General features: G+C 67.6%; 19 protein-coding genes and 2 rRNA genes (1 of these 21 cut by a window edge). 14 read left to right on the forward strand and 7 right to left on the reverse strand.

Annotated features, from left to right (window positions below):
* Positions 1-38 precede the first annotated feature (38 nt).
* From Tfont_RS06760 to Tfont_RS06795, 8 genes are all read left to right on the forward strand, one after another.
* On the forward strand, positions 39-824 hold the full coding sequence (locus tag Tfont_RS06760) for an ABC transporter ATP-binding protein (RefSeq protein ID WP_068606285.1): 786 nt from the start codon (positions 39-41) through the stop codon (positions 822-824).
* Between the two features lie 12 nt (positions 825-836).
* Positions 837-1,766 (forward strand): branched-chain amino acid ABC transporter permease, encoded by a 930-nt coding sequence (locus Tfont_RS06765; protein WP_143968880.1) that lies wholly within the window; start codon positions 837-839, stop codon positions 1,764-1,766.
* An 11-nt stretch (positions 1,767-1,777) separates the two neighbouring features.
* Positions 1,778-2,854, forward strand: a complete 1,077-nt coding sequence (locus tag Tfont_RS06770) for a branched-chain amino acid ABC transporter permease (protein ID WP_143968881.1) — start codon at positions 1,778-1,780, stop codon at positions 2,852-2,854.
* A gap of 44 nt (positions 2,855-2,898) precedes the next feature.
* Complete coding sequence (locus tag Tfont_RS06775; protein ID WP_143968882.1) at positions 2,899-4,236, forward strand: ABC transporter substrate-binding protein; 1,338 nt, start codon at positions 2,899-2,901, stop codon at positions 4,234-4,236.
* A 146-nt stretch (positions 4,237-4,382) separates the two neighbouring features.
* Positions 4,383-5,192, forward strand: coding sequence for an ABC transporter ATP-binding protein (locus tag Tfont_RS06780; RefSeq protein WP_068606293.1), 810 nt, complete (start codon positions 4,383-4,385; stop codon positions 5,190-5,192).
* 47 nt (positions 5,193-5,239) lie between these two features.
* The gene (locus tag Tfont_RS06785) at positions 5,240-6,505 is read left to right on the forward strand and encodes a phenylacetate--CoA ligase family protein (protein ID WP_143968883.1); all 1,266 of its coding nucleotides are present in this window, start codon (positions 5,240-5,242) and stop codon (positions 6,503-6,505) included.
* 80 nt (positions 6,506-6,585) lie between these two features.
* Positions 6,586-8,502 (forward strand): potassium transporter Kup, encoded by a 1,917-nt coding sequence (locus Tfont_RS06790; protein WP_143968884.1) that lies wholly within the window; start codon positions 6,586-6,588, stop codon positions 8,500-8,502.
* A gap of 90 nt (positions 8,503-8,592) precedes the next feature.
* Positions 8,593-9,579 carry a tripartite tricarboxylate transporter substrate-binding protein gene (locus Tfont_RS06795; RefSeq protein WP_143968885.1) on the forward strand — a complete coding sequence of 329 codons (987 nt, stop codon included), beginning with the start codon at positions 8,593-8,595 and terminating at the stop codon, positions 9,577-9,579.
* A gap of 11 nt (positions 9,580-9,590) precedes the next feature.
* On the opposite strand, the gene Tfont_RS06800 is transcribed toward Tfont_RS06795, so the two are convergent.
* Positions 9,591-9,920, reverse strand: coding sequence for a DUF1840 domain-containing protein (locus Tfont_RS06800; protein ID WP_143968886.1), 330 nt, complete (start codon positions 9,918-9,920; stop codon positions 9,591-9,593).
* A 213-nt stretch (positions 9,921-10,133) separates the two neighbouring features.
* Here Tfont_RS06800 and Tfont_RS06805 point away from each other — a divergent pair, with 213 nt between their 5' ends.
* Genes Tfont_RS06805 through Tfont_RS06830 form a run of 6 tightly spaced genes read left to right on the forward strand, consistent with a single transcriptional unit; the run spans position 10,134 to position 17,169 of the window.
* Positions 10,134-12,476 carry a bifunctional salicylyl-CoA 5-hydroxylase/oxidoreductase gene (locus Tfont_RS06805; RefSeq protein ID WP_143968887.1) on the forward strand — a complete coding sequence of 781 codons (2,343 nt, stop codon included), beginning with the start codon at positions 10,134-10,136 and terminating at the stop codon, positions 12,474-12,476.
* Positions 12,477-12,481: 5 nt separating this feature from the next.
* Positions 12,482-12,964: a MarR family winged helix-turn-helix transcriptional regulator gene (locus Tfont_RS06810; protein ID WP_143968888.1), complete on the forward strand. Its 483-nt coding sequence runs from the start codon at positions 12,482-12,484 to the stop codon at positions 12,962-12,964.
* The gene (locus Tfont_RS06815) at positions 12,961-13,815 is read left to right on the forward strand and encodes an enoyl-CoA hydratase family protein (protein ID WP_143968889.1); all 855 of its coding nucleotides are present in this window, start codon (positions 12,961-12,963) and stop codon (positions 13,813-13,815) included. The genes Tfont_RS06810 and Tfont_RS06815 overlap by 4 nt, the downstream gene beginning before the upstream one ends.
* Before the next feature lies 1 nt (position 13,816).
* Complete coding sequence (locus Tfont_RS06820; protein ID WP_068606306.1) at positions 13,817-15,037, forward strand: acyl-CoA dehydrogenase family protein; 1,221 nt, start codon at positions 13,817-13,819, stop codon at positions 15,035-15,037.
* Between the two features lie 17 nt (positions 15,038-15,054).
* Positions 15,055-16,713 carry an AMP-binding protein gene (locus Tfont_RS06825; protein WP_068606307.1) on the forward strand — a complete coding sequence of 553 codons (1,659 nt, stop codon included), beginning with the start codon at positions 15,055-15,057 and terminating at the stop codon, positions 16,711-16,713.
* A gap of 24 nt (positions 16,714-16,737) precedes the next feature.
* On the forward strand, positions 16,738-17,169 hold the full coding sequence (locus Tfont_RS06830; protein ID WP_185974489.1) for a RidA family protein: 432 nt from the start codon (positions 16,738-16,740) through the stop codon (positions 17,167-17,169).
* Positions 17,170-17,237: 68 nt separating this feature from the next.
* On the opposite strand, the gene Tfont_RS06835 is transcribed toward Tfont_RS06830, so the two are convergent.
* From Tfont_RS06835 to Tfont_RS06860, 6 genes are all read right to left on the reverse strand, one after another.
* Entirely contained in the window at positions 17,238-18,110 is an 873-nt protein-coding gene (locus Tfont_RS06835; protein ID WP_390612371.1) for a MinD/ParA family protein, read from the reverse strand.
* Between the two features lie 22 nt (positions 18,111-18,132).
* Positions 18,133-18,858, reverse strand: a complete 726-nt coding sequence (locus Tfont_RS06840; protein ID WP_143968891.1) for a GGDEF domain-containing protein — start codon at positions 18,856-18,858, stop codon at positions 18,133-18,135.
* A gap of 107 nt (positions 18,859-18,965) precedes the next feature.
* Complete coding sequence (locus tag Tfont_RS06845) at positions 18,966-20,027, reverse strand: homocysteine S-methyltransferase family protein (protein ID WP_143968892.1); 1,062 nt, start codon at positions 20,025-20,027, stop codon at positions 18,966-18,968.
* A 101-nt stretch (positions 20,028-20,128) separates the two neighbouring features.
* Positions 20,129-20,242 (reverse strand): 5S ribosomal RNA (gene rrf, locus Tfont_RS06850).
* 67 nt (positions 20,243-20,309) lie between these two features.
* Positions 20,310-20,489 (reverse strand): hypothetical protein, encoded by a 180-nt coding sequence (locus Tfont_RS06855; RefSeq protein ID WP_185974488.1) that lies wholly within the window; start codon positions 20,487-20,489, stop codon positions 20,310-20,312.
* 61 nt (positions 20,490-20,550) lie between these two features.
* Positions 20,551-21,686 (reverse strand): 23S ribosomal RNA (locus Tfont_RS06860) (it continues 1,742 nt past the right edge of the window).

Genomic DNA, 21,686 nt, shown 5'->3' on the forward strand with positions numbered 1-21,686 from the left:
CACGCGCCCGACGGCACTTCGACCTTTCAGGATGCCCCATGGCCCACAAGCAAATCGGTGACGTCATCCTCGACGTCCAGAACATCAGCCTGCGATTCGGCGGCGTCAAGGCGCTGACCGACATCTCGTTCAACGTCCGGGAGCACGAGATCCGCGCCATCATCGGCCCCAACGGCGCGGGCAAGAGCTCCATGCTCAACTGCATCAACGGCGTCTATACGCCGCAGGAAGGCTCGATCACCTTCCGCGGCCAGACGTTCAAGCACATGAACAGCCGCCAGGTGGCCGAGATGGGCATCGCGCGCACCTTCCAGAACCTGGCTCTCTTCAAGGGCATGAGCGTGCTGGACAACATCATGACCGGGCGCAACCTGCGCATGAAGAGCAACCTCTTCCTGCAGGCGCTGCGCATCGGCCCGGCCGAGCGCGAGGAAGTCGCGCACCGCGAGGTGGTGGAGCGCATCATCGACTTCCTGGAAATCCAGGCCTACCGCAAAACGCCCGTGGGCCAGTTGCCCTACGGCCTGCAAAAGCGCGTGGACCTGGGCCGGGCGCTCGCGATGGAGCCGCAGGTGCTGCTGCTGGACGAGCCGATGGCCGGCATGAACGTCGAGGAGAAGCAGGACATGTGCCGCTTCATCCTCGACGTCAACGACGAGTTCGGCACCACCATCGTGCTGATCGAGCACGACATGGGCGTGGTGATGGACATCTCCGACCGCGTCGTCGTGCTGGACTACGGCAAGAAGATCGGCGACGGCACGCCCGACGAGGTGCGCAACAACGAAGACGTCATCCGCGCCTACCTGGGCACGAGCCACTGAGGAGCCACGGACATGGGATTTTTTCTGGAAACCCTCTTCGGCGGCCTGATGGCCGGCATGCTGTATTCGCTGGTGGCGCTCGGCTTCGTGCTGATCTTCAAGGCCTCTGGCGTGTTCAACTTCGCGCAGGGCGCGATGGTGCTGTTTGCCGCGCTGGCGATGGCGCGCTTTTCGGAGTGGCTGCCGCGCTGGCTGGGCTTCGAGAGCCTGCTGCTGGCCAACCTGCTGGCGTTTGCCGTGGCGGCGCTGCTGATGTTTGCCGTGGCGTGGCTGGTCGAGGCGCTGGTGCTGCGGCACTTGGTGAACCAGGAAGGCGCGACGCTGCTGATGGCGACGCTGGGCATCACCTACTTCCTCGACGGCGCCGGGCAGACCATCTTCGGCAGTGACATCTACCAGATCAACATCGGCATGCCCAAGGACCCGATCTTCATCCTGGAGGGCATGTTCGAAGGCGGCATCCTGCTCAACCAGGAGGACCTGATCGCCGCCGGTATCGCGGCCCTGCTGGTGGCGGCGCTGTCGCTGTTCTTCCAGAAGACCGCCACCGGCCGCGCCCTGCGCGCGGTGGCCGACGACCACCAGGCCGCGCAGTCCATCGGCATCCCGCTCAACCGCATCTGGGTGATCGTGTGGTGCGTGGCCGGGGTCGTGGCGCTCGTCGCCGGGATGATCTGGGGCTCCAAGCTCGGGGTGCAGTTCTCCCTCACCACCATCGCCCTGCGTGCGCTGCCGGTCATCATCCTCGGCGGCCTGACCTCGGTGCCGGGCGCCATCGTCGGCGGCCTCATCATCGGCGTGGGCGAAAAGCTCTCCGAGGTCTATCTGGGGCCCCTGGTCGGCGGCGGCATCGAAATCTGGTTCGCCTACGTCCTGGCGCTGGTGTTCCTGCTGTTCCGTCCCCAGGGCCTGTTTGGCGAAAAGATCATCGACCGCGTGTGAGGTAAGGGATCATGTTCTACAGAGAAAACGGCCAGTTCAAAACCAGCTACCACGCGGATCAGCAGATTTTCCCGATCGCACGAGACCGCTGGGCCATCCTCGCCCTCGTCGCCTTCGCCTTCATCGGTGTGCCACTGCTGGCGGACGAGTACCTGTTTCGCGCCATCCTGATTCCGTTTCTGATCCTGTCGCTGGCGGCCATCGGGGTCAACATCCTGGTCGGCTACTGCGGCCAGATCTCGCTCGGCTCGGGCGCGTTCATGGCGGTGGGCGCCTACATGGCCTACAACGCCTTCGTGCGCTTCGAGGGCATGCCGCTCATCGCCGCGCTGCTCATCGGCGGTCTGTGCGCCACGGTCGTGGGCATGTTCTTCGGCATCCCCAGCCTGCGCGTCAAGGGGCTGTACCTGGCCGTGGCGACGCTGGCGGCACAGTTCTTCTGCGACTGGGCCTTCCTGCGCATCGGCTGGTTCACCAACAACAACCCGTCGGGCTCGGTGTCGGTGTCCAACCTCAGTGTGCTCGGCTGGCGCATCGACACGCCGGTGGAGAAGTACCTGTTCTGCCTGGGCTTCGTCGTGGTCTTCGGCGTGCTGGCCAAAAACCTCGTGCGCTCCACCATCGGGCGCGAGTGGATGGCGATCCGCGACATGGACGTGGCCGCTGCGGTCATCGGCATCCGCCCGGTGTACGCCAAGCTGTCGGCGTTCGCGGTCAGCTCCTTCATCGTCGGCGTGGCCGGCGCGCTGTGGGGCTTCATCCACCTGGGTTCGTGGGAGCCGGCGGCCTTCTCGATCGACCGCTCGTTCCAGCTGCTGTTCATGGTCATCATCGGCGGCCTGGGCTCGATCATGGGCAGCTTCTTCGGGGCGGCCTTCATCGTCGTGCTGCCCATCTTCCTGAACCAGTTCCTGCCCTGGCTGGGCGGGTTGTTCGGGATTGACGTCTCGACCGCGGCGGTGTCCCATGCCGAATACATGATCTTCGGGGCGCTGATCGTGTGGTTTCTGATCGTCGAACCCCACGGTCTGGCCAAGTTGTGGAGCGTCGGCAAGCAAAAGCTGCGCATCTGGCCGTTCCCGCACTGATCATCGTTCCCCACCCGTGCTTCAACCAACCTAGGAGACAGACCATGAAGCTACGTCCCGTGATCCTCGCTGCCGCCGCAGCGACTGCCGCCCTGTCCAGCGCGCTGGTGGGCACCGCCGCGCATGCGCAGGCCAAGGAGCAGTTCTTCCCCGTCCTGGTGTACCGCACCGGCGCCTTTGCGCCCAACGGCGTGCCCTGGGCCAACGGCTTCGTGGACTACCTCAAGCTCACCAATGCCCGCGGCGGCATCAACGGGGTCAAGATCTCGTTCGAAGAGTGCGAGACCGGCTACGCAACCGACCGCGGGGTCGAGTGCTACGAGCGCCTCAAGGGCAAGAACGGCGGCGCCGCGATGTTCCAGCCGCTGTCCACCGGCATCACCTTCGCGCTGACCGAAAAAGCCCCCGTGGACAAGATTCCGCTCATCACTGTCGGCTATGGCCGCAGCGAGTCGCAAGATGGCGGCGTCTTCAAGTGGAACTTCCCGCTCGCGGGCACCTACTGGGTGGCCGGTGACGTGATCATCCAGCACATCGCCAAGAAAGAAGGCGGCTTCGATAAACTCAAGGGCAAGAAAATCGCCCTGGTCTATCACGACAGCCCGTTTGGCAAAGAGGCGATTCCCATCCTGCAGGAGCGCGCCTCGATGCACGGCTACCAGCTGACGATGCTGCCAGTGGCCAGTCCGGGCGTGGAACAGAAGTCCACCTGGCTGCAGATCCGTCAACAGCGCCCCGACTACGTGATCAACTGGGGCTGGGGGGTGATGAACTCCACCCTGCTCAAGGAAGCGCAGGCCGTCGGCTACCCGCGCGACAAGATCTACGGGGTCTGGTGGGCCGGGGCCGAGCCGGATGTCAAGGACATCGGCCAAGGCGCCAAGGGCTACAACGCCATCACCATGCAGCACGGCGCCGAACCCAACGCCCCCTTCATCAAGGAAATCCTCGAGAAGGTGCACGGCAAGGGCCAGGGCACGGGCCCCAAGGATGAGGTCGGCTCGGTTCTGTATGTGCGCGGGGCGATGAGCGCGATGCTCGCCGTCGAAGGCGTGCGCGCCGCGCAGGAGCGCTTCGGCAAGGGCAAGGTCATGACCGGCGAGCAGGTGCGCTGGGGCCTGGAAAACCTGAACCTGACGCAGGCCAAGCTCGATGCACTGGGCTTCAAGGGCGTGATGCGGCCGATTTCGACGAGCTGCCAGGACCACATGGGCGCGGCCTGGGCCCGCATCCACACCTGGAACGGCAGCAAGTGGGAGTTCACGAGCGACTGGTACCAGGCCGACGAGCAGATCCTCAAGCCGATGGTGCGCGCCGCGGCCGACAAGTACGCCGCCGAGAAGAAGATCCAGCGCCGCACGCCGCAGGACTGCCAGTCCTGATGGTCCGGGCAGGGGTCGGTCGGTCCATGCCGACCACCCCGCGGTGGGGGCAGGCGTTCCGCAGCCCCCGCCACCACCCGCCAGCGTCGGTCCGCGGCGCTGACGTGTGGTGCCTGCGCACCCAGCCACGTTACCGAGGTCACCCCATGACGACACCCACTCCCGTCCTCACCGTCAACGGCATCGAGGTCATCTACAACCACGTCATCCTCGTGCTCAAGGGCGTCTCGCTGCAGCTCGCCGAGGGCCAGATCGCCGCCATCCTGGGCGGCAACGGCGCCGGCAAGACCACCACCTTGCGCGCCATCTCCAACCTGCTCAAGGGCGAGCGCGGCGAAGTCACCAAGGGCTCGATCGAGCTGCGCGGCGAGCGCATCGAGAACCTCACGCCCGCCGACCTCGTCAAGCGCGGCGTGGTACAGGTGATGGAGGGGCGGCACTGCTTCGCCCACCTGACGATCGAGGAAAACCTGCTGACCGGCGCCTACACGCGCAAGGACAAGGGCGAGATCGCCGCCAACCTGGAGAAGGTCTACACCTACTTCCCGCGCCTGAAGACGCGCCGCACCAGCCAGGCCGCCTACACCTCCGGCGGCGAGCAGCAGATGTGCGCGATCGGCCGCGCCCTGATGGCCAACCCCAGCGTCGTGCTGCTGGACGAGCCGTCGATGGGCCTGGCGCCGCAGATCGTGGAGGAGGTGTTCGAGATCGTCAAGGACCTGAACCAGAAGGAGAAGGTCAGCTTCCTGATCGCCGAGCAGAACACCAACATGGCGCTGCGCTACGCCAACTACGGCTACATCATGGAGTCGGGCCGCATCGTCATGGACGGCGCCGCCGAGGACCTGCGCAACAACGAGGACGTCAAGGAGTTCTACCTCGGCATGGGCGGCGGCGAGCGCAAGAGCTTCCGCGACGTCAAGAGCTACAAGCGCCGCAAGCGCTGGCTGGCCTGACCCCCTGCCCCCGTCGAGTTCGCCCATCGCTGCGCCGTTTGCCCGCCATGCCCGCCTATCACGATTCCCTTGAAACCCGTGCCCCCGCCGAACGCGAGGCCGCCCTCTTCGCCGCCCTGCCCGACCTGATCGCCCATGCGCGCGCGCACGGCGCCGCCTGGGCCGAACGCCTGGCCGACGTCGATCCGGCGCGCGTCGCCTCGCGCGCCGAACTGGCGCGCCTGCCCGTGCTGCGCAAACACGACCTGATGGAGCGCCAGCACGCCAGCCGCGCAGCCGGCGGCGACCCCTTCGCAGGGCTGTCCACGATCGGCTGGCGCGGGCTGCTGCAGGCACGTGGGGCACGGCGCGTCTTCCAATCCCCCGGCCCCATTTACGAGCCCGAAGGCCAGGGCACCGACTACTGGCGCAGCGCACGGGCGCTCACCGCAGCCGGCTTCGAGGCCGGCGACCTGATCCACAACGCCTTCAGCTACCACCTGACGCCCGGCGCGTGGATCATGGAAGCCGGGGCACAGGCGATCGGCTGCACGGTCTTCCCCGGCGGGGTGGGCAACACCGAGCAGCAGCTCGCCGCGATCATGGATCTGAGGCCGGTGGGCTACTGCGGCACGCCGAGCTTTCTGCGCATCCTCGTGGAAAAAGCCGAAGCCGCGGGCGTGCGCCTGCCCATCCGCAAGGCCCTGGTGTCCGGCGAGGCCTTCCCGCCCAGCCTGCGCGACTGGCTGGCCGAGCGCGGCATCGCGGCGTATCAGGCCTACGCGACGGCCGATGTCGGCCTGATCGCCTACGAAACCCCGGCCCGCGAGGGGCTGGTGCTGGACGAAGGGGTGATTCTGGAAATCGTGCGCCCCGGAACCGACGACCCCGTGCCCGACGGCGAGGTCGGCGAGGTGGTGGTCACGGCGCTCAACCCCGACTATCCGCTGATCCGCTTTGGCACCGGCGACCTGTCGGCAGTGCTGCCCGGCCCGTGCCCGACGGGGCGCACCAACACCCGCATCCGCGGCTGGCTCGGGCGCGCGGACCAGACCACCAAGATCAAGGGCATGTTCGTCCACCCCTCGCAGGTGGCCGAGGTGCTGCGCCGCCACCCCGAGGTGCGGCGCGCGCGGCTGGTGGTCAGCGGCCGCATGGCCGAGGACCGCATGGCCCTGCGCGTGGAAACCGACACCCCGTCGGAGGCGCTGCAACGTGCGCTGCAGGAGTCGCTGCGCGACGTGACCAAGCTGCGCGGCGACGTCGAGCTGCTGACCGTCGGTGCGCTGCCCAACGACGGCAAGGTCATCGAGGACGCCCGCACCTACGACTGACCCACCTTGGACCGACCGCTGGGCGGTCGCCGTTGCTGCGACGCAACATCCCGCCGCGTCCATGGCGGGACAGGCGCACAATGGCGGCCTCGCAACCACCCCGGCGACCCTTGGCGCATCCCTCCTCTTCCGCGACCGACGGCTCCAAGCTGGCAGCGCTGACGCTCGGCGCGCTCGGCGTCGTGTACGGCGACATCGGCACCAGTCCGCTGTACGCGCTCAAGGAAGTCTTCACCCACGGCAACCTCGCGGTCACGCCCGAAAACATCTTCGGCATCCTGTCGCTGGTGTTTTGGACGCTGACGATCATCGTCTCGCTCAAGTATGTGACGCTGATTCTGCGGGCCGACAACAACGGCGAGGGGGGGCTGGTGGCCATGCTCGCGCTGGCCTCGATGGCGGTCGAGGACCGACCCCGCCTGCGCCGGCGGCTGCTCGCCATCGGCATCTTCGGCACCGCCATCTTTTTTGGCGACGGCATCATCACGCCCGCCATTTCGGTGCTCTCGGCCGTGGAGGGGCTGGAAGTCGCCGCCCCGGGGCTGGAGCCCTTCGTCGTGCCGGTCACCCTGGTGGTGCTGACCGCGCTGTTCGCGGTGCAAAAACGCGGCACCGCCAGCGTCGGCAAGCTGTTCGGCCCCATCACGGCGGTGTGGTTTCTGGTGCTGGCGCTGCTGGGCGGCGTGCATGTGTGGCGCAATCCGGCGGTGCTGGAAGCCGTCCTGCCACACCACGCGCTGCGGTTCATCGTCGACAACCCGGGGCTGGCCTTCGTCTCGCTGGGGGCGATCGTGCTGTGCGTCACCGGCGCCGAGGCGCTCTACGCCGATCTGGGCCATTTCGGCAAACGGCCCATCCGCCTGGCCTGGTTCGGACTGGTGATGCCATCGCTGCTGCTCAACTATTTCGGGCAGGGCGCCATGCTGCTGCAGCACCCGGAAAACGTCAGCAACCCGTTCTACGAGATGGCCCCCACCTGGGCCCTGGTCCCGCTGATCGGCTTGGCCACCTGCGCCACGGTCATCGCCTCGCAGGCGCTGATTTCGGCGGCCTATTCGGTCACCAAACAGGTCGTGCAGTTGGGCTATCTGCCGCGCCAGCGCATCCTGCACACCTCCGTGCGCGACACCGGCCAGATCTACGTCCCCTTCGTCAACTGGGCGCTGTACGGCGGCATCGTGGCCGCGGTGCTGCTGTTCGGCTCCAGCAGCGCGCTGGCGTCGGCCTACGGCATCGCGGTCACGATCGACATGCTGATCACCACGGTGATGACCTTCTTCGTCATCCGCTATGCGTGGCGCTATCCGTGGCTGCTGTGCGTGGCGGCCACCGGGGCCTTTCTGGTCGTGGACGTGTTGTTTTTCTCCGCCAACGCGGTCAAGGTGATCAACGGCGGCTGGTTCCCGCTGGCCATCGGCATCGTCATGTTCACGCTGATGACCACGTGGCAGCGCGGGCGCCAGTTGCTCGCGGAGCGGCTGCGCGAAGAAGCCATCGATCTCAAGCCGTTTTTGGATTCGGTCTTTCTCAGCCCGCCGGCACGCGTGCCGGGCACGGCGGTCTTCCTCAACGCCGAGACCGGCGTGACGCCCAACGCGCTGCTGCACAACCTCAAGCACAACAAGGTGTTGCACGAGACGAACCTCTTTGTCTCCGTGCGCCACCACGAGGTGCCCTGGATCGGCTTCGACAAGCGGGTGGAGGTGGAGCCGCTGGGCCACGACTGCTGGCGCGTGGTGCTGCACTTTGGCTTCAAGAACGACCCGGACGTGCCCGAAGCCCTGCAACTGCTGCGCAGCCACGGGGTGCAGCTGGACGACATGGAGACGTCGTACTTCCTCTCGCGCGAGATCGTGCTGCCCCGCCGAGGCGCGGGCATGATGACCTGGCGCGAAAAGCTGTTTGCCAGCATGCACCGCAACGCGGCGTCGGTGGCGGATTTTCTGAACCTGCCGGCCAACCGCGTGGTCGAGCTGGGCGCCAAAATCGAAATCTGACCCCGGGGGGTGTGGTTTCCCGAATGGCGCAACCCGCGCCACCCGGGCTAGTATCCGGCGCGTTCATTCCACCGACCGGAGCCCCCACCGATGAAAGCGCTACTCGCCCTGACGCTGTCGACCGTTGCCTTTGCGGCGGCCGCCCAAGAGTTCCCGTCCAAGCCCATCACCTTCGTGGTGCCCTTCGCCGCCGGCGGGCCGACCGATACCGTCGCCCGCCAGTTGGCCGAGACGATGCGCAAGCACCTCAACAATGCGACGATCGTCGTCGAGAATGCCGCCGGCGCGGGCGGCACGATCGGGGCCAACAAGGTGGCGCGCGCCGCGCCCGACGGGCACACGCTGCTGGTCTGGCACATCGGCATGGCCGCCGCCCCCGCGCTGTACCGCAAGATGCCGTACAAGCCGCTGGAGGACTTCGAATACCTGGGCATCATCAACGATGTGCCCATGACGCTGGTGGGCAAGCCGCAACTGCCGTCCAACACCTACCGCGATTTCGAAAACTACATCCGCGCCAACCAGGGCAAGCTCAACCTGGGTCATGCCGGGCTGGGGTCGGCCTCGCACCTGTGCGGGCTGATGTGGCAGTACGCCGTCAAGCTCGACAAGTCGATGACCACCATCGCGTACCGCGGCACGGCCCCAGCCATGAACGACCTGATCGGCGGCACCATCGACGTGATGTGCGACCAGACCACCAACACCACGCAGCAGATCGAGGGTGGGCGCATCAAAGCCTTTGCGGTGACGACGGCCAAACCGCTGTCCGACCACCCCATCCTGCGGCACTACCCGTCGCTGCAGGAGATGGGGCTGAAAGACTTCAACCTGACCATCTGGCACGGCATGTACGCGCCCAAGGGCACGCCGGCCCCGGTGCTCAACCGCCTCAACGAGGCGCTGCGGGCCTCGCTGCGCGACCCCGACTTCGTCCAGAAGCAAAAGGCGCTGGGCGCCATCGTCGCCGCGCCGAACGACAAGCGCGTCACGCCCGAAGGCCACAAGGCCTTCGTCGCCAGCGAGATGGCCAAGATCAAGGCGGTGGTCGACGCCGCCGGCCAGTACGCCGACTGACCGCGCGGGGCTCAAACGCCCCAGACCACTTCGCAGCCCTCGCGCTGGCAGTGCTGCAGCATCTCGATGAAGGGCGCGACCCGGGCGCGCAGCGGCACGCGCTCCTCGGGGGGGACGGGGGGCTCTTCACCTTGCGCCTCGGCCTCCTGCCGCTTGCGCTCGGCCTCCGCCTCTTCGGCCGCGACCGCCGCGCGCAGGGCTTCGATGGCCGCAGGGATCTGCTCCGGCAGAATGATGCCCGGCCCCTCCGGGTCCTTGCCCAGGATCTCCAGCACGCGACGACCGTTGGGCTGGAGCATCACCACATCGCCGGTGGCTTTGGACTTGAATCGGTACAGCATCGCACTCTCCTGACGGGGTTGTGGGCGCGCAGGCTGCGCCCCCTCATTGTGATCCGTTCGGTGCGGCACGCCAACGCCGGCCCCGTCCGCCATCGACCCCGTCTTGCCCCGGGCCTCGGGATCGCGGCCTAGGGTTTCCCCGCTGCGCGCCGAACCCTGCCCACCCCACAATGGGGGCAAATCCTTCAAACCTCAATTATTTGGGGGTGCGGCATGAACATTCTGTGCATCGGCGGCGGCCCGGCCGGCCTGTACTTCGGGCTGCTGATGAAGCGACAGCGCCCCGATGCGCGCGTCGTCGTCGTCGAGCGCAACCGCCCCTACGACACCTTTGGCTGGGGGGTGGTGTTTTCCGACGCCACGCTGGACCACCTGCGCACCGCGGACGCCCCCACGGCGGCGGAAATCGGCACCGCCTTCAACCACTGGGACGACATCGAGGTATTTTTCAAGGGCCGCTCGGTGCGCTCCAGCGGCCACGGCTTTTGCGGCATCGGGCGCAAGCACCTGCTCAACATTCTGCAGGCGCGCTGCCAGGCGCTGGGGGTGGAGCTGGTGTTCGAGACCGACGTCACCGACGACCAGGCGCTCGCGGTGCAGATGGGCGCCGACCTCGTGATCGCCAGTGACGGCATCAACAGCCGCATCCGCCAGCGCTACGCCGACACCCACCAGCCCGATATCCACACCCGGCATTGCCGCTTCGTGTGGCTGGGCACGCGCAAGACCTTCGACGCCTTCACCTTTGCGTTCGAGCAGACCGAGCACGGCTGGTTTCAGGCGCACGCCTACCAGTTCGATGCGCAGACCTCGACCTTCATCGTGGAGACGCCCGAGCCCGTCTGGAAAGCGCATGGCCTGGACGCGATGAGCCAGGAGGAGGGCATTGCCTTTTGCGAGCGGCTGTTCGCCCGCCACCTGGACGGCCATGCGCTGATGAGCAACGCCGCGCACCTGCGCGGCTCGGCGATCTGGATCCGCTTTCCGCGCGTCATCTGCGGGCGCTGGGTGCACTGGCAGGACCTGCCCGATGGCCGCCGCGTGCCCATCGTGCTCATGGGCGATGCCGCGCACACCGCGCATTTTTCGATTGGCAGCGGGACCAAGCTGGCGCTGGAGGATGCCATCGACCTGACCGAGTCCTTCGCGGCCGGCGGATCGCTGCAGACCGTGCTGCAACGCTACGAGGACCACCGCCGCGTCGAGGTGCTCAAAATCCAGAACGCGGCGCGCAACTCCACCGAGTGGTTCGAGCACGTCGAGCGCTACACCGCGATGGAGATCGAGCAGTTTGCCTATTCGCTGCTCACGCGCAGCCAACGCATCAGCCACGAGAACCTGCGCCTGCGCGACCGCACCTGGCTGGAGGGCTACGAACGCTGGCTGGCCGCGCGCGCGGGGCTGGCGGTGCCGGCCGACCGCCCACCCCCGCCCCCCATGCTGCTGCCGTACCGGGTGCGTGGCCTCACGCTCAAAAACCGCATCGTCGTCTCGCCCATGGCGCAGTACAGCGCCGAGGACGGGGTGGTCGGCGACTACCACCTGGTCCACTTGGGGGCACGGGCGCTGGGCGGCGCCGGACTGGTCATGGTGGAGATGACCAGCCCGACGCCCGACGGGCGCATCACCCCCGGCTGCCCAGGCCTGTGGAACGACACGCAGACCGCCGCTTTCGCCCGCGTGGTGGACTTCGCGCACCGCCACGGGCACTGCGCCATCGGCCTGCAGCTCGGGCACAGCGGCCCCAAGGGCTCCACCCAGCGCGGCTGGGAGGCCATCGACGAGCCCCTGCCCAGCGCCGACGGCCGCCCCGACGCCCCCCCCAACTGGCCGCTGCTGGCTGCCAGCGCCATCCCCTACGGGCCGCAAAACCAGGTGCCGCGCGCCATGACCCGCGCGGACATGGACCGCATCCGCGACGCTTTCGTCGAGGCCACGCGGCGCGCGGCCGCAGCCGGCTTCGACTGGCTGGAGCTGCACTGCGCCCACGGCTATTTGCTGTCCAGCTTTCTGTGCCCGCTGACCAACCGGCGCGACGATGCCTACGGCGGCTCGCTGGAAAACCGCTGCCGCTATCCCCTCGAAGTGTTTGCCGCCATGCGCGCGGTCTGGCCCGCCGATCGCCCGATGAGCGTGCGCCTGTCCGCCCACGACTGGGCCCCGGGCGGCAACACCCCGGACGATGCGGTCGCCATGGCGCGCCTGTTCCAGGCCGCCGGGTGCGACCTCATCGACGTGTCCTCCGGCCAAACCACGCGGGACGCCCGCCCCGTCTACGGCCGCATGTACCAGACGCCGTTCGCCGACCGCATCCGCAACGAGGTGGGCATCGCCACCATGGCCGTGGGCGCCATTACCGAGGCCGACCACGCCAACAGCATCGTCGCCGCCGGCCGTGCCGATCTGGTGGCCATTGCCCGCCCGCACCTGGCCGATCCGGCCTGGACGCTGCACGAGGCGGCCCGGCTGGGTAGCCCCTGGATCGACTGGCCGCTGCCGTACCTGAGCGGCCGCGACCAACTCTATCGCGAGCTGGCGCGCCAGCGCAGCGCCTGACCCCCATGGAGCGGCACCCCGCCCCCGCCGACCTGGAAGCCCGGCTGCACAGCGAGCACCCGCAGGCGCTGCGCCTGTGGCTGCGGATGCTGACCTGCACCCAGCTCGTCGAGCAGCGCGTGCGGCGGCGGCTGCGCACCGAATTCCAGACCACTTTGCCGCGCTTCGACCTCATGGCCCAGCTGGAACGGCACCCCGAAGGGCTGCAGATGAAGGAGCTCTCGCGCCGGCTGATGGTCACGGGCGGCAACGTCACCGGCGTGACCGACCAGCTCGTGCGCGAGGGGCTGGTCGAGCGCCTGAGCGTCCCCGACGACCGCCGCGCCTACCGGGTGCGGCTGACCCCCGCCGGGCGCGCGGCGTTCGCGCGCATGGCCCACGCGCACGAGCAATGGATCGTCGAGGCCTTCGCCCGCCTCAGCCCCCGCGACGCCGAGCAGCTCTACCGGCTGCTGGCCAAGGTCAAGCACGGACAGACCCCACCATGAAGCCCCCCATCCCCGACCACAACCCCATGCGGCCGCAATTCCGGGCGGCCGCCGACACCCACCCGCGTCACTTCGCCTGCACGGTGGACGGCGGCATCGCGACCGTGACGCTCAACCGCCCGGAGCGCAAAAACCCCCTCACCTTCGACTCCTACGGCGAGCTGCGCGACTGGTTCCGCGCCCTGCCCTTCGCGACGGACGTACGCGCCGTCGTGCTGCGCGGCGCCGGCGACGACTTCTGCTCGGGCGGTGACGTGCACGAAATCATCGGACCGCTGACCCGCATGACCATGCCGGAGCTGCTGGCCTTCACCCGCATGACGGGGGACGTCGTCAAGGCGATGCGCGCCTGCCCGCAGCCCATCGTCGCGGCCATCGACGGCGTGTGCGCGGGCGCGGGCGCCATGCTCGCTCTGGCCAGCGACCTGCGGCTCGGCACCGAGCGCGCGCGCACCGCCTTCCTGTTCACCCGGGTCGGCCTGGCTGGCGCGGACATGGGGGCCTGCGCGCTGCTGCCCCGGGTGATTGGACAGGGCCGCGCCGCCGAGCTGCTCTTCACCGGCCGCACCATGACCGCCGCCGAGGGGCTGGCCTGGGGTTTTTTCAACGCCCTGCACGCGCCCGAGGCGCTGGCCGAGGCGGCGCACACACTGGCCGCGTCGCTGGCCAGCGGACCGTCGTTTGCCCACGGCATGACCAAGACCATGCTGAACCAGGAGTGGGCCATGACCGTCGAGCAGGCCATCGAGGCCGAGGCCCAGGCGCAGGCCATCTGCATGCAGACGCAGGACTTCCGCCGCGCCTACGAGGCCTTCGTCGCCAAGCAGCGCCCTGTCTTCGAGGGCGACTGACATGGTGGCCTTCGACACCCCCCATCCGCACGCCGACCTGCCGGCGGCACCGTCCCTGGGCCACCTGGCGCTGCCCTTCTTCGACGAGGCGCACCGCACCCTGGGGCCCGCCCTGGCGGCCTGGGCCGTGGAACAGGTGGTGGACGAACGGGACGACCGCGCCGCCTGCCGCGACTGGGTGCGGCGCCTGGGCGCGGGCGGCTGGTTGCGCTATTGCGTGCCGGCCGCCGACGGCGGCGCACTGCCGCGGCTGGACTCGCGCGCCCTGGTGATCGCGCGCGAAACCTTGGCCTACCGCTCCCCGCTGGCCGACTTTGCCTTCGCCATGCAGGGGCTGGGTTCCGGCGCCATCACCCTGGCGGGGACGGCTGCGCAGCGCGCGGCCCACCTGCCAGCGGTCGCGCGCGGCGAGCAAATCGCCGCCTTTGCCCTGAGCGAGCCCGAGGCCGGCTCCGACGTCGCGGCCCTGCAAACCCGCGCCACCCCGGTGGCCGGCGGCTGGCGACTCGACGGCACCAAGACCTGGATCAGCAACGGCGACCTGGCGGACTTCTACGTCACCTTCGCCAAAACCGATCCGGACACCGGCGCCCGCGGCATCAGCGCCTTCATCGTGCCCGCACCCCGGGCGGGCCTGGACACGCGAGAACACATCCCCCTCCTGGCCCCCCACCCGCTGGCCACCCTGCGCTTCGACGGCTGCGCGCTGCCAGCGGATGCCCTGCTGGGGGAGGTCAACGGCGGCTTCAAACTGGCCATGCGCACGCTAGACATTTTCCGTCCCTCGGTGGCCGCGGCGGCCCTGGGCATGGCGCGGCGCGCCCTCGCCGAGGCGGTGGCCCATGCCAAGCGCCGGCGCATGTTCGGCCAGACGCTGGCCGACTTCCAACTCACCCAGGCCCGCCTGGGGGAAATGCAGGCCCTGATCGATGCCGGTGCGCTGCTGTCCTACCGCGCCGCTTGGTTGCGCGATCAGGCGCCACCGGATGCCCCCCTGCCCCGCGAGGCCAGCGCCGCCGCGGCCATGGCGAAGATGGTCGCCACCGAAAATGCCCAGCGCGTCATCGACATGGCGGTGCAGATGCACGGCGGGCTGGGCGTGCGCAGCGGCCAGACCGTGGAGCACCTCTACCGCGACATCCGTGCGCTGCGCATCTACGAAGGCGCGACCGAGGTGCAGTTGCTCATTCTCGGCAAGGCGGTCCTCGCCGCCGCCGGTTGACCCCCAGGAGGTTCGCCATGACCCTCGCCCCCGGCAAAAGCGCCCAGATCGACCGCTATGTGCACGACCGGCTGCCGCCGCCCGAGCGCTGGCCGCAGCTCATCTACGATCTGCCGGAACTGCAGTTCCCGCCCCAGGTCAACCTGGTGGCACGGCTGCTGGACGACGCCGTGCATCAGCGGGGCTGGGGCGCGCGGGTGTTGTTCCGCGACGACCGTCGCACCCTGACTTACGCACAGGCCCTCGACGAGGTCAACCGGCTGGCCCATGTGCTGATCCACCGGCACGGCCTGGTGCCCGGCAACCGGGTGCTGCTGCGTGGGCGCAACGGGGTGGCCCTGGCGCTGGCGTGGCTGGCCGTGGTCAAGGCCGGCCTGATCGCCGTTGCCACCATGCCCCTGCTGCGCGCCAAGGAGCTGGGCGACATCCTGGCCAAAGCGCGCCCCAGCCTGGCGCTGTGCGAACACGCCTTGCAGGACGAGTTGGACACGGCGGCCCGCGCGGCCGGCGGCCTGCCCATCATTCCCTTCGCCGTGCCCGATGGGGATCCGGCCCGGGAGGCCGCGCTGGAAACCTGGGCCGCGCGCGAGTCCAGCGACTTTCCCGCCTGCCCCACGGCGGCCACCGACATCGCACTGCTGGCCTTCACCTCGGGCACCACCGGCAAACCCAAGGCGGCCGTGCACACCCACCTGGACGTACTGGCGGCCTGCGAGTGCTGGCCGCGCCATGTGCTGCAACAACGCCCCGACGACATCGTGGCGGGCACCCCGCCGCTGGCCTTCACCTTTGGCCTGGGCGGGTTGCTGATCTTCCCGATGTGGGCCGGGGCCTCGGTGTACTACCCGGCGGGTCCGCTGTCGCCCGAAGGCATGGTGCAGACCCTGGCCCGGCAAGGCGTGACGATCTGCTATACCTCGCCCTCGTTCTACCGACAGATGGCCCCGTTCGCCCAGGCCCAGGGGGGCATCCCCGGGCTGCGCCTGAGCGTCAGCGCCGGCGAAGGCCTGCCCGATACCACCCGGCAGCTCTGGAAGAACGTCACCGGGCTGGAGATGATCGACGGCATCGGCTCGACCGAGATGTTCCACATCTTCATCTCCGCCGCGGGGGACGAGGTGCGTCGCGGCGCCGTCGGCCGCGTCGTGCCCGGCTACCGCGCCCGCGTGGTCGATGACGATGGGCATGAAGTCCCGCGCGGCAGCGTCGGCAAGCTCGCCGTGGTCGGCCCCACCGGGTGCCGCTACCTGGACGACGAACGGCAGACCGCCTATGTGCGCGGGGGCTGGAACTACCCTGGTGACGCCTTCGTGCAGGATGCGGACGGCTACTTCATCTACCAGGCCCGCGCGGACGACATGATCATTTCGTCCGGCTACAACATCGCCGGCCCGGAGGTGGAAGACGCCCTGCTGCTGCACCCGGCCGTGGCCGAATGCGGCGTCGTTGGGCAGCCCGACGAGGAGCGGGGCATGATCGTCAAGGCCTTCTGCGTCCTCAAACCCGGCCACACCCCGTCCCTGGAGCTGGTGCGCGCCTTGCAGGAGCATGTGAAGCAGACGCTGGCCCCGTACAAATACCCGCGCGAGATCGCTTTCGTCGACCGGCTGCCGCGCACCGAGACGGGCAAGCTGCAGCGCTACGTGCTGCGCCAGCAGGCATCGACCACCCCCTAGCCCCCCGAGCGCCCCATGCCCACCCTGACCCTCTTGCAGCCCCCCGACTGGACCCCTCCCAAGGGATACGCCAATGGCATCGCCGTCAGCGCCGAACCGGGCGCGCGCTGGCTGTTCGTCGGCGGCCAGATCGGCTGGAATGCCCGGCAAATCTTCGACAGCGACGACTTCATCGACCAATGCCGGCAGGCCCTGCGCAACGTCTGTGCGGTGCTGGCTTGCGCCGGTGCCGGCCCCGAGCACATCGTGCGCATGACCTGGTATCTGACCGACCGCGAGGAATATGTGCGCCGCCTGCCCGAACTCGGCGCGGTGTACCGCCAGGTGATCGGTCGCCACTACCCCGCCATGAGCGCTGTCGAGGTCAGCGCCCTGGTCGAGCCGCGCGCACGGGTCGAAATCGAAGTCACGGCCATTGCACCACCCGCCTCCGCCGCCGCTTCCACCCCGGACTGACCGGCCTTCGCCATCGGCCATCCGGGGACGCCGCCACGGGTTGTGCGCCGGGGGTCAACCCACGGACGTCAAGCGTGCTCTTGCGCGCGCAGCACCGTATCCACCAGCCGACCAGCGATCTGCCCCACCGCCAAGCTGGCCGGGCAACCCGGTGTGTGCAGCAGCAGCAGCTGGCGGCGCATCACCGCCTCCTTGACGGCTTTGTCCACGGGGATGTCCCCCATGTGGACGAGCCGAATCGCCTTTGGCTTGGCATCCCCGGTGGCCGCCCCTCCGCCAACGAACCGGTTCAACACGGCTTGCAATTGCGCCGTGATGGCCCGACCGTCGCCCGGGCGCACGGCCTGGTTGACGATCAGCCGCACCAACTGGCGCTGCTGCTGGGTGGCCAACACTTTGATGGTCGCATAGGCGTCGGTCAGCGAGGTCGGCTCGGGTGTGGCGACCAGCAAAATCTCGCTCGCCAGCGACAAGGCAAACAAGACGACATCCGATATCCCCGCCCCGGTGTCGAGCAGCACCACGTCGAATCGGGGCACGACCTGCCCCATCAAACGCAGGAAGTCCTCCCGCACTTCCGGCGTCAGGCGCGAGTACTCCACCATCCCCGAGCCTGCCAGCAGGACCGAAAACCCACCCGGGGCCTTGATGATCGCGTCATCCAGCTCGCACTTGCCGGTGAACACATCGTGCAGCGTCAACTTGGGGTACAGGTTGAGCACCACGTCCAGGTTCGCCAGCCCCAAATCGGCATCGAGCACCAACACGCGCAGCCCGCGCCGGGTCAACGCCGCGGCCAGATTGGCCGAGAGGAAGGTCTTGCCCACCCCGCCCTTGCCGCTGGTGATCGCGATCACCCGACCCTTGCTCGGCCGCAGCAGCACGCCCCCGCTGTCCGCGGCGGGTGCAGGGGGTGGGGCAGTGGTCAGGGGTGTGTTCATGTCACGGTTGGTCATCCGCCGCTCAGATGGCGTCGGCGGGGTCGATGATAAGCCCGTCCGCCTCGGGCCACGCAAACAACAGCTCCTTTTCCTCGGCGCTGACCTCGCTGTGCGCCACCGGTTCGATCAGGACGCGGTTGCGGCCCTGGCGCTTGGCCTCGTAGAGCTGACGATCGGCCCGCTCCATCCAATGCTCGATGGACGAGCGCACCCACGCCGGCGCGTACGCCCCACCGCCGCTGACCGTCACGCGCAACGCCGTCACCCCATCCGGCAAAGGGACGTGAGCGGCTTCCACCGCAGCGCGCAATCGCTCGGCCAACTGCGCGCCGGACCCGGGGCCGCAATTCGGAAAGACCACCCCAAACTCCTCGCCCCCCAGACGCCCCACGGTATCCATGGGGCGGATGTGCGATTTCAACGTATCGGCCACGGCGCGGATCACCGCATCGCCGGCAAGATGCCCGAAGCGATCGTTCACCGCCTTGAAGTGATCGATGTCCAACATCAACAGCAACGCCACCTCGCCGGATCGACTGGAGCGGTCCAGCTCTTGCGCCAGCCGGGCCATGAATGCCCGCCGGTTGGGCAGCCCCGTCAGCGGATCGCGCTCGCTCAGCTCGCACAAGGCATCGATGATCGCCTGGAGTTCCGCCGCCCCCGCGCCAGCGCCGGGCTCCGGCAGCGCAACCCCGGCCTGCCGAAGCAGGGCTCGGGCATGATCCAGGCGCAAGGTGGGCAAGCTCATGGGTCAGGAAGGCCCGCGTTGACGCGAGCAACTCCCTCCCCCGCGCACGACGACGGCCGTCCGGCCAAGTATACGCGCGCCGCCCATTCGGGCGACCGCGGCGGCGATCATTCGTCGCGATACCACCGCACCGCACGCGGCGCGCAACCGGCCACCGTCGCACCAATCGCCGCGATGTGATCCGGTGTCGTGCCGCAACAGCCCCCCACGATGTTGACCAGCCCCTCCGCTGCAAACCCATGCAACAACCGCGACGTGTCCTGCGGCGTCTCGTCGAAGCCCGTCTCGCTCATCGGGTTGGGCAGCCCAGCGTTCGGATAGCAGCTGATGTAGGTGCCTTCCGCCACCCGCGCAAGTTCCTGGATATACGGCTTCATCAATGCCGCGCCGAGCGCGCAATTCAACCCCACGGCCAGCGGCCGCGCGTGGCGCACGCTCGCCCAAAACGCCGAAACCGTCTGGCCACTGAGCAAACGGCCGGAGGCATCCGTCACCGTGCCGCTGATCAGTACCGGCAACCGCTCGTGGCTGTCGTCAAACGCGCGCTCGATGGCAAACAGCGCCGCCTTCGCGTTGAGGGTGTCGAAAATGGTTTCCACCAGCAGCACGTCCGCCCCGCCCTCGATCAGCGCCAGCGCCTGCTCGTGGTAGGCGTGCTCCAGTTCGTCGAAGGTCACGTTGCGGGCGCCGGGGTCGTTGACGTCGGGACTGATGCTCGCCGTGCGGGGCGTCGGCCCCAAGGCCCCGGCCACGAAGCGGGGGCGGTCCGCTGTCGCATAGCGATCGCACGCCTCGCGCGCCAGTCGCGCGGAGGCCAGATTCATCTCCCGCGCCCACGCCTGCAGCCCGTAATCGGCTTGCGCGATCGACGTCGCGCCGAAGGTATTCGTCTCGATGATGTCGGCCCCGGCCGCCAGATACCCTTCGTGGATCTGCCGAATCACATCGGGGCGGGTCAGACTCAGCAAATCGTTGTTGCCTTTGAGATCCCCGGGGTGATCGGCAAACCGCGGATCCGCGGGCCGACCCGATAGCCCTGCCCCGCGGTACTGCGCCTCGTCGAGCCGAAACCGTTGAATCATCGTGCCCATCGCACCATCGATCAACACGATGCGCCGGGCCAACAGATCCGCCAACGCCTGTCCACGCGTGTAGATGTTCACCGTCATATCCTGAATTGTGCCGCGCACAAGAGCCGCATGCGCACGTCCGCCAAAACGCAAAAACCCCGAAAGCTCTCAACGAGCTTTCGGGGTTGCGGGCAATAACAGCCTGACGATGACCTACTTTCACACGCGAGCTGCGCACTATCATCGGCGCGAAGGCGTTTCACTGTCCTGTTCGGGATGGGAAGGAGTGGGACCACCTTGCTATGGTCGTCAGGCATAACCGGTAGGGGCGGCGCAGCCGTCTTCCGTGCACGCTTGGCGCGGGAAGGGCTTGAGCCGCCTTCACAGAGTTCGAATCGTTGCAATCGTTTCAACCATTGCGTCGGGAATCATTGCGTTGGATTTGCGCCCCAGCACCGCCGGCGCTGCGCGGCTGCGCACACCAGGCTCGGGGTTGTCGGAGCTGAAGACAGGGCGAACAAGCGAAGAGCGCGTGCTCACGTCTTCTGTCTCGACGCGCATCGAGACTCTCGTCTCGACGGCCGTCTTCTTGGGCAACTTTACACATCACATGCAAAGCTATAGGGTCAAGCCTCACGGGCAATTAGTACTGGTTAGCTCAAACGCTTGCACGTCTTCCACACCCAGCCTATCAACGTCGTGGTCTACGACGACCCTTCAGGGGGCTCAAGGCCCCAGGCAGATCTCATCTTGGGACGAGTTTCCCGCTTAGATGCTTTCAGCGGTTATCTCTTCCGCACATAGCTACCCGGCGATGCCACTGGCGTGACAACCGGTACACCAGAGGTGCGTCCACTCCGGTCCTCTCGTACTAGGAGCAGGCTCCCTCAAATCTGCAGCGCCCACGGAAGATAGGGACCAAACTGTCTCACGACGTTTTAAACCCAGCTCACGTACCTCTTTAAATGGCGAACAGCCATACCCTTGGGACCGGCTACAGCCCCAGGATGAGATGAGCCGACATCGAGGTGCCAAACACCGCCGTCGATATGAACTCTTGGGCGGTATCAGCCTGTTATCCCCAGAGTACCTTTTATCCGTTGAGCGATGGCCCTTCCATACAGAACCACCGGATCACTTAGACCTGCTTTCGCACCTGCTCGACTTGTCAGTCTCGCAGTCAAGCACGCTTATGCCTATGCACTACCAGCACGATGTCCGACCGTGCCTAGCGTACCTTCGTGCTCCTCCGTTACGCTTTGGGAGGAGACCGCCCCAGTCAAACTGCCTACCATGCACTGTCCCCAACCCCGATTCAGGGGCCCAGGTTAGAACCTCAAACGCACCAGGGTGGTATTTCAACGTCGGCTCCACGGCACCTGGCGGCACCGCTTCAAAGCCTCCCACCTATCCTACACAGATCCGTTCAAAGTCCAATACAAAGCTACAGTAAAGGTTCATGGGGTCTTTCCGTCTTTCCGCGGGGAGATTGCATCATCACAAACATTTCAACTTCGCTGAGTCTCGGGAGGAGACAGTGTGGCCATCGTTACGCCATTCGTGCAGGTCGGAACTTACCCGACAAGGAATTTCGCTACCTTAGGACCGTTATAGTTACGGCCGCCGTTTACCGGGACTTCGATCAAGAGCTTGCACCCCATCACTTAATCTTCCGGCACCGGGCAGGCGTCACACCCTATACGTCCACTTTCGTGTTTGCAGAGTGCTGTGTTTTTAGTAAACAGTCGCAGCCACCTA

Source organism: Tepidimonas fonticaldi (assembly GCF_007556755.1).
Classification (GTDB): Bacteria; Pseudomonadota; Gammaproteobacteria; order Burkholderiales; family Burkholderiaceae_C; genus Tepidimonas; species Tepidimonas fonticaldi.

Excerpts from the sequence above, each read along its gene's own strand:
- Tfont_RS06815 (WP_143968889.1), top strand. The coding sequence starts at position 12,961 with ATGAAGCCCCCCATCCCCGACCACAACCCCATGCGGCCGCAATTCCGG.
- Tfont_RS06790 (WP_143968884.1), top strand. The coding sequence starts at position 6,586 with ATGGCGGCCTCGCAACCACCCCGGCGACCCTTGGCGCATCCCTCCTCT.
- Tfont_RS06855 (WP_185974488.1), bottom strand. The coding sequence starts at position 20,489 with ATGCGCGTCGAGACAGAAGACGTGAGCACGCGCTCTTCGCTTGTTCGC.
- Tfont_RS06800 (WP_143968886.1), bottom strand. The coding sequence starts at position 9,920 with ATGCTGTACCGATTCAAGTCCAAAGCCACCGGCGATGTGGTGATGCTC.
- Tfont_RS06775 (WP_143968882.1), top strand. The coding sequence starts at position 2,899 with ATGAAGCTACGTCCCGTGATCCTCGCTGCCGCCGCAGCGACTGCCGCC.
- Tfont_RS06835 (WP_390612371.1), bottom strand. The coding sequence starts at position 18,110 with ATGAACACACCCCTGACCACTGCCCCACCCCCTGCACCCGCCGCGGAC.
- Tfont_RS06795 (WP_143968885.1), top strand. The coding sequence starts at position 8,593 with ATGAAAGCGCTACTCGCCCTGACGCTGTCGACCGTTGCCTTTGCGGCG.
- Tfont_RS06845 (WP_143968892.1), bottom strand. The coding sequence starts at position 20,027 with ATGACGGTGAACATCTACACGCGTGGACAGGCGTTGGCGGATCTGTTG.
- Tfont_RS06765 (WP_143968880.1), top strand. The coding sequence starts at position 837 with ATGGGATTTTTTCTGGAAACCCTCTTCGGCGGCCTGATGGCCGGCATG.
- Tfont_RS06760 (WP_068606285.1), top strand. The coding sequence starts at position 39 with ATGGCCCACAAGCAAATCGGTGACGTCATCCTCGACGTCCAGAACATC.
- Tfont_RS06805 (WP_143968887.1), top strand. The coding sequence starts at position 10,134 with ATGAACATTCTGTGCATCGGCGGCGGCCCGGCCGGCCTGTACTTCGGG.
- Tfont_RS06770 (WP_143968881.1), top strand. The coding sequence starts at position 1,778 with ATGTTCTACAGAGAAAACGGCCAGTTCAAAACCAGCTACCACGCGGAT.
- Tfont_RS06785 (WP_143968883.1), top strand. The coding sequence starts at position 5,240 with ATGCCCGCCTATCACGATTCCCTTGAAACCCGTGCCCCCGCCGAACGC.
- Tfont_RS06840 (WP_143968891.1), bottom strand. The coding sequence starts at position 18,858 with ATGAGCTTGCCCACCTTGCGCCTGGATCATGCCCGAGCCCTGCTTCGG.
- Tfont_RS06810 (WP_143968888.1), top strand. The coding sequence starts at position 12,482 with ATGGAGCGGCACCCCGCCCCCGCCGACCTGGAAGCCCGGCTGCACAGC.
- Tfont_RS06780 (WP_068606293.1), top strand. The coding sequence starts at position 4,383 with ATGACGACACCCACTCCCGTCCTCACCGTCAACGGCATCGAGGTCATC.
- Tfont_RS06825 (WP_068606307.1), top strand. The coding sequence starts at position 15,055 with ATGACCCTCGCCCCCGGCAAAAGCGCCCAGATCGACCGCTATGTGCAC.
- Tfont_RS06820 (WP_068606306.1), top strand. The coding sequence starts at position 13,817 with ATGGTGGCCTTCGACACCCCCCATCCGCACGCCGACCTGCCGGCGGCA.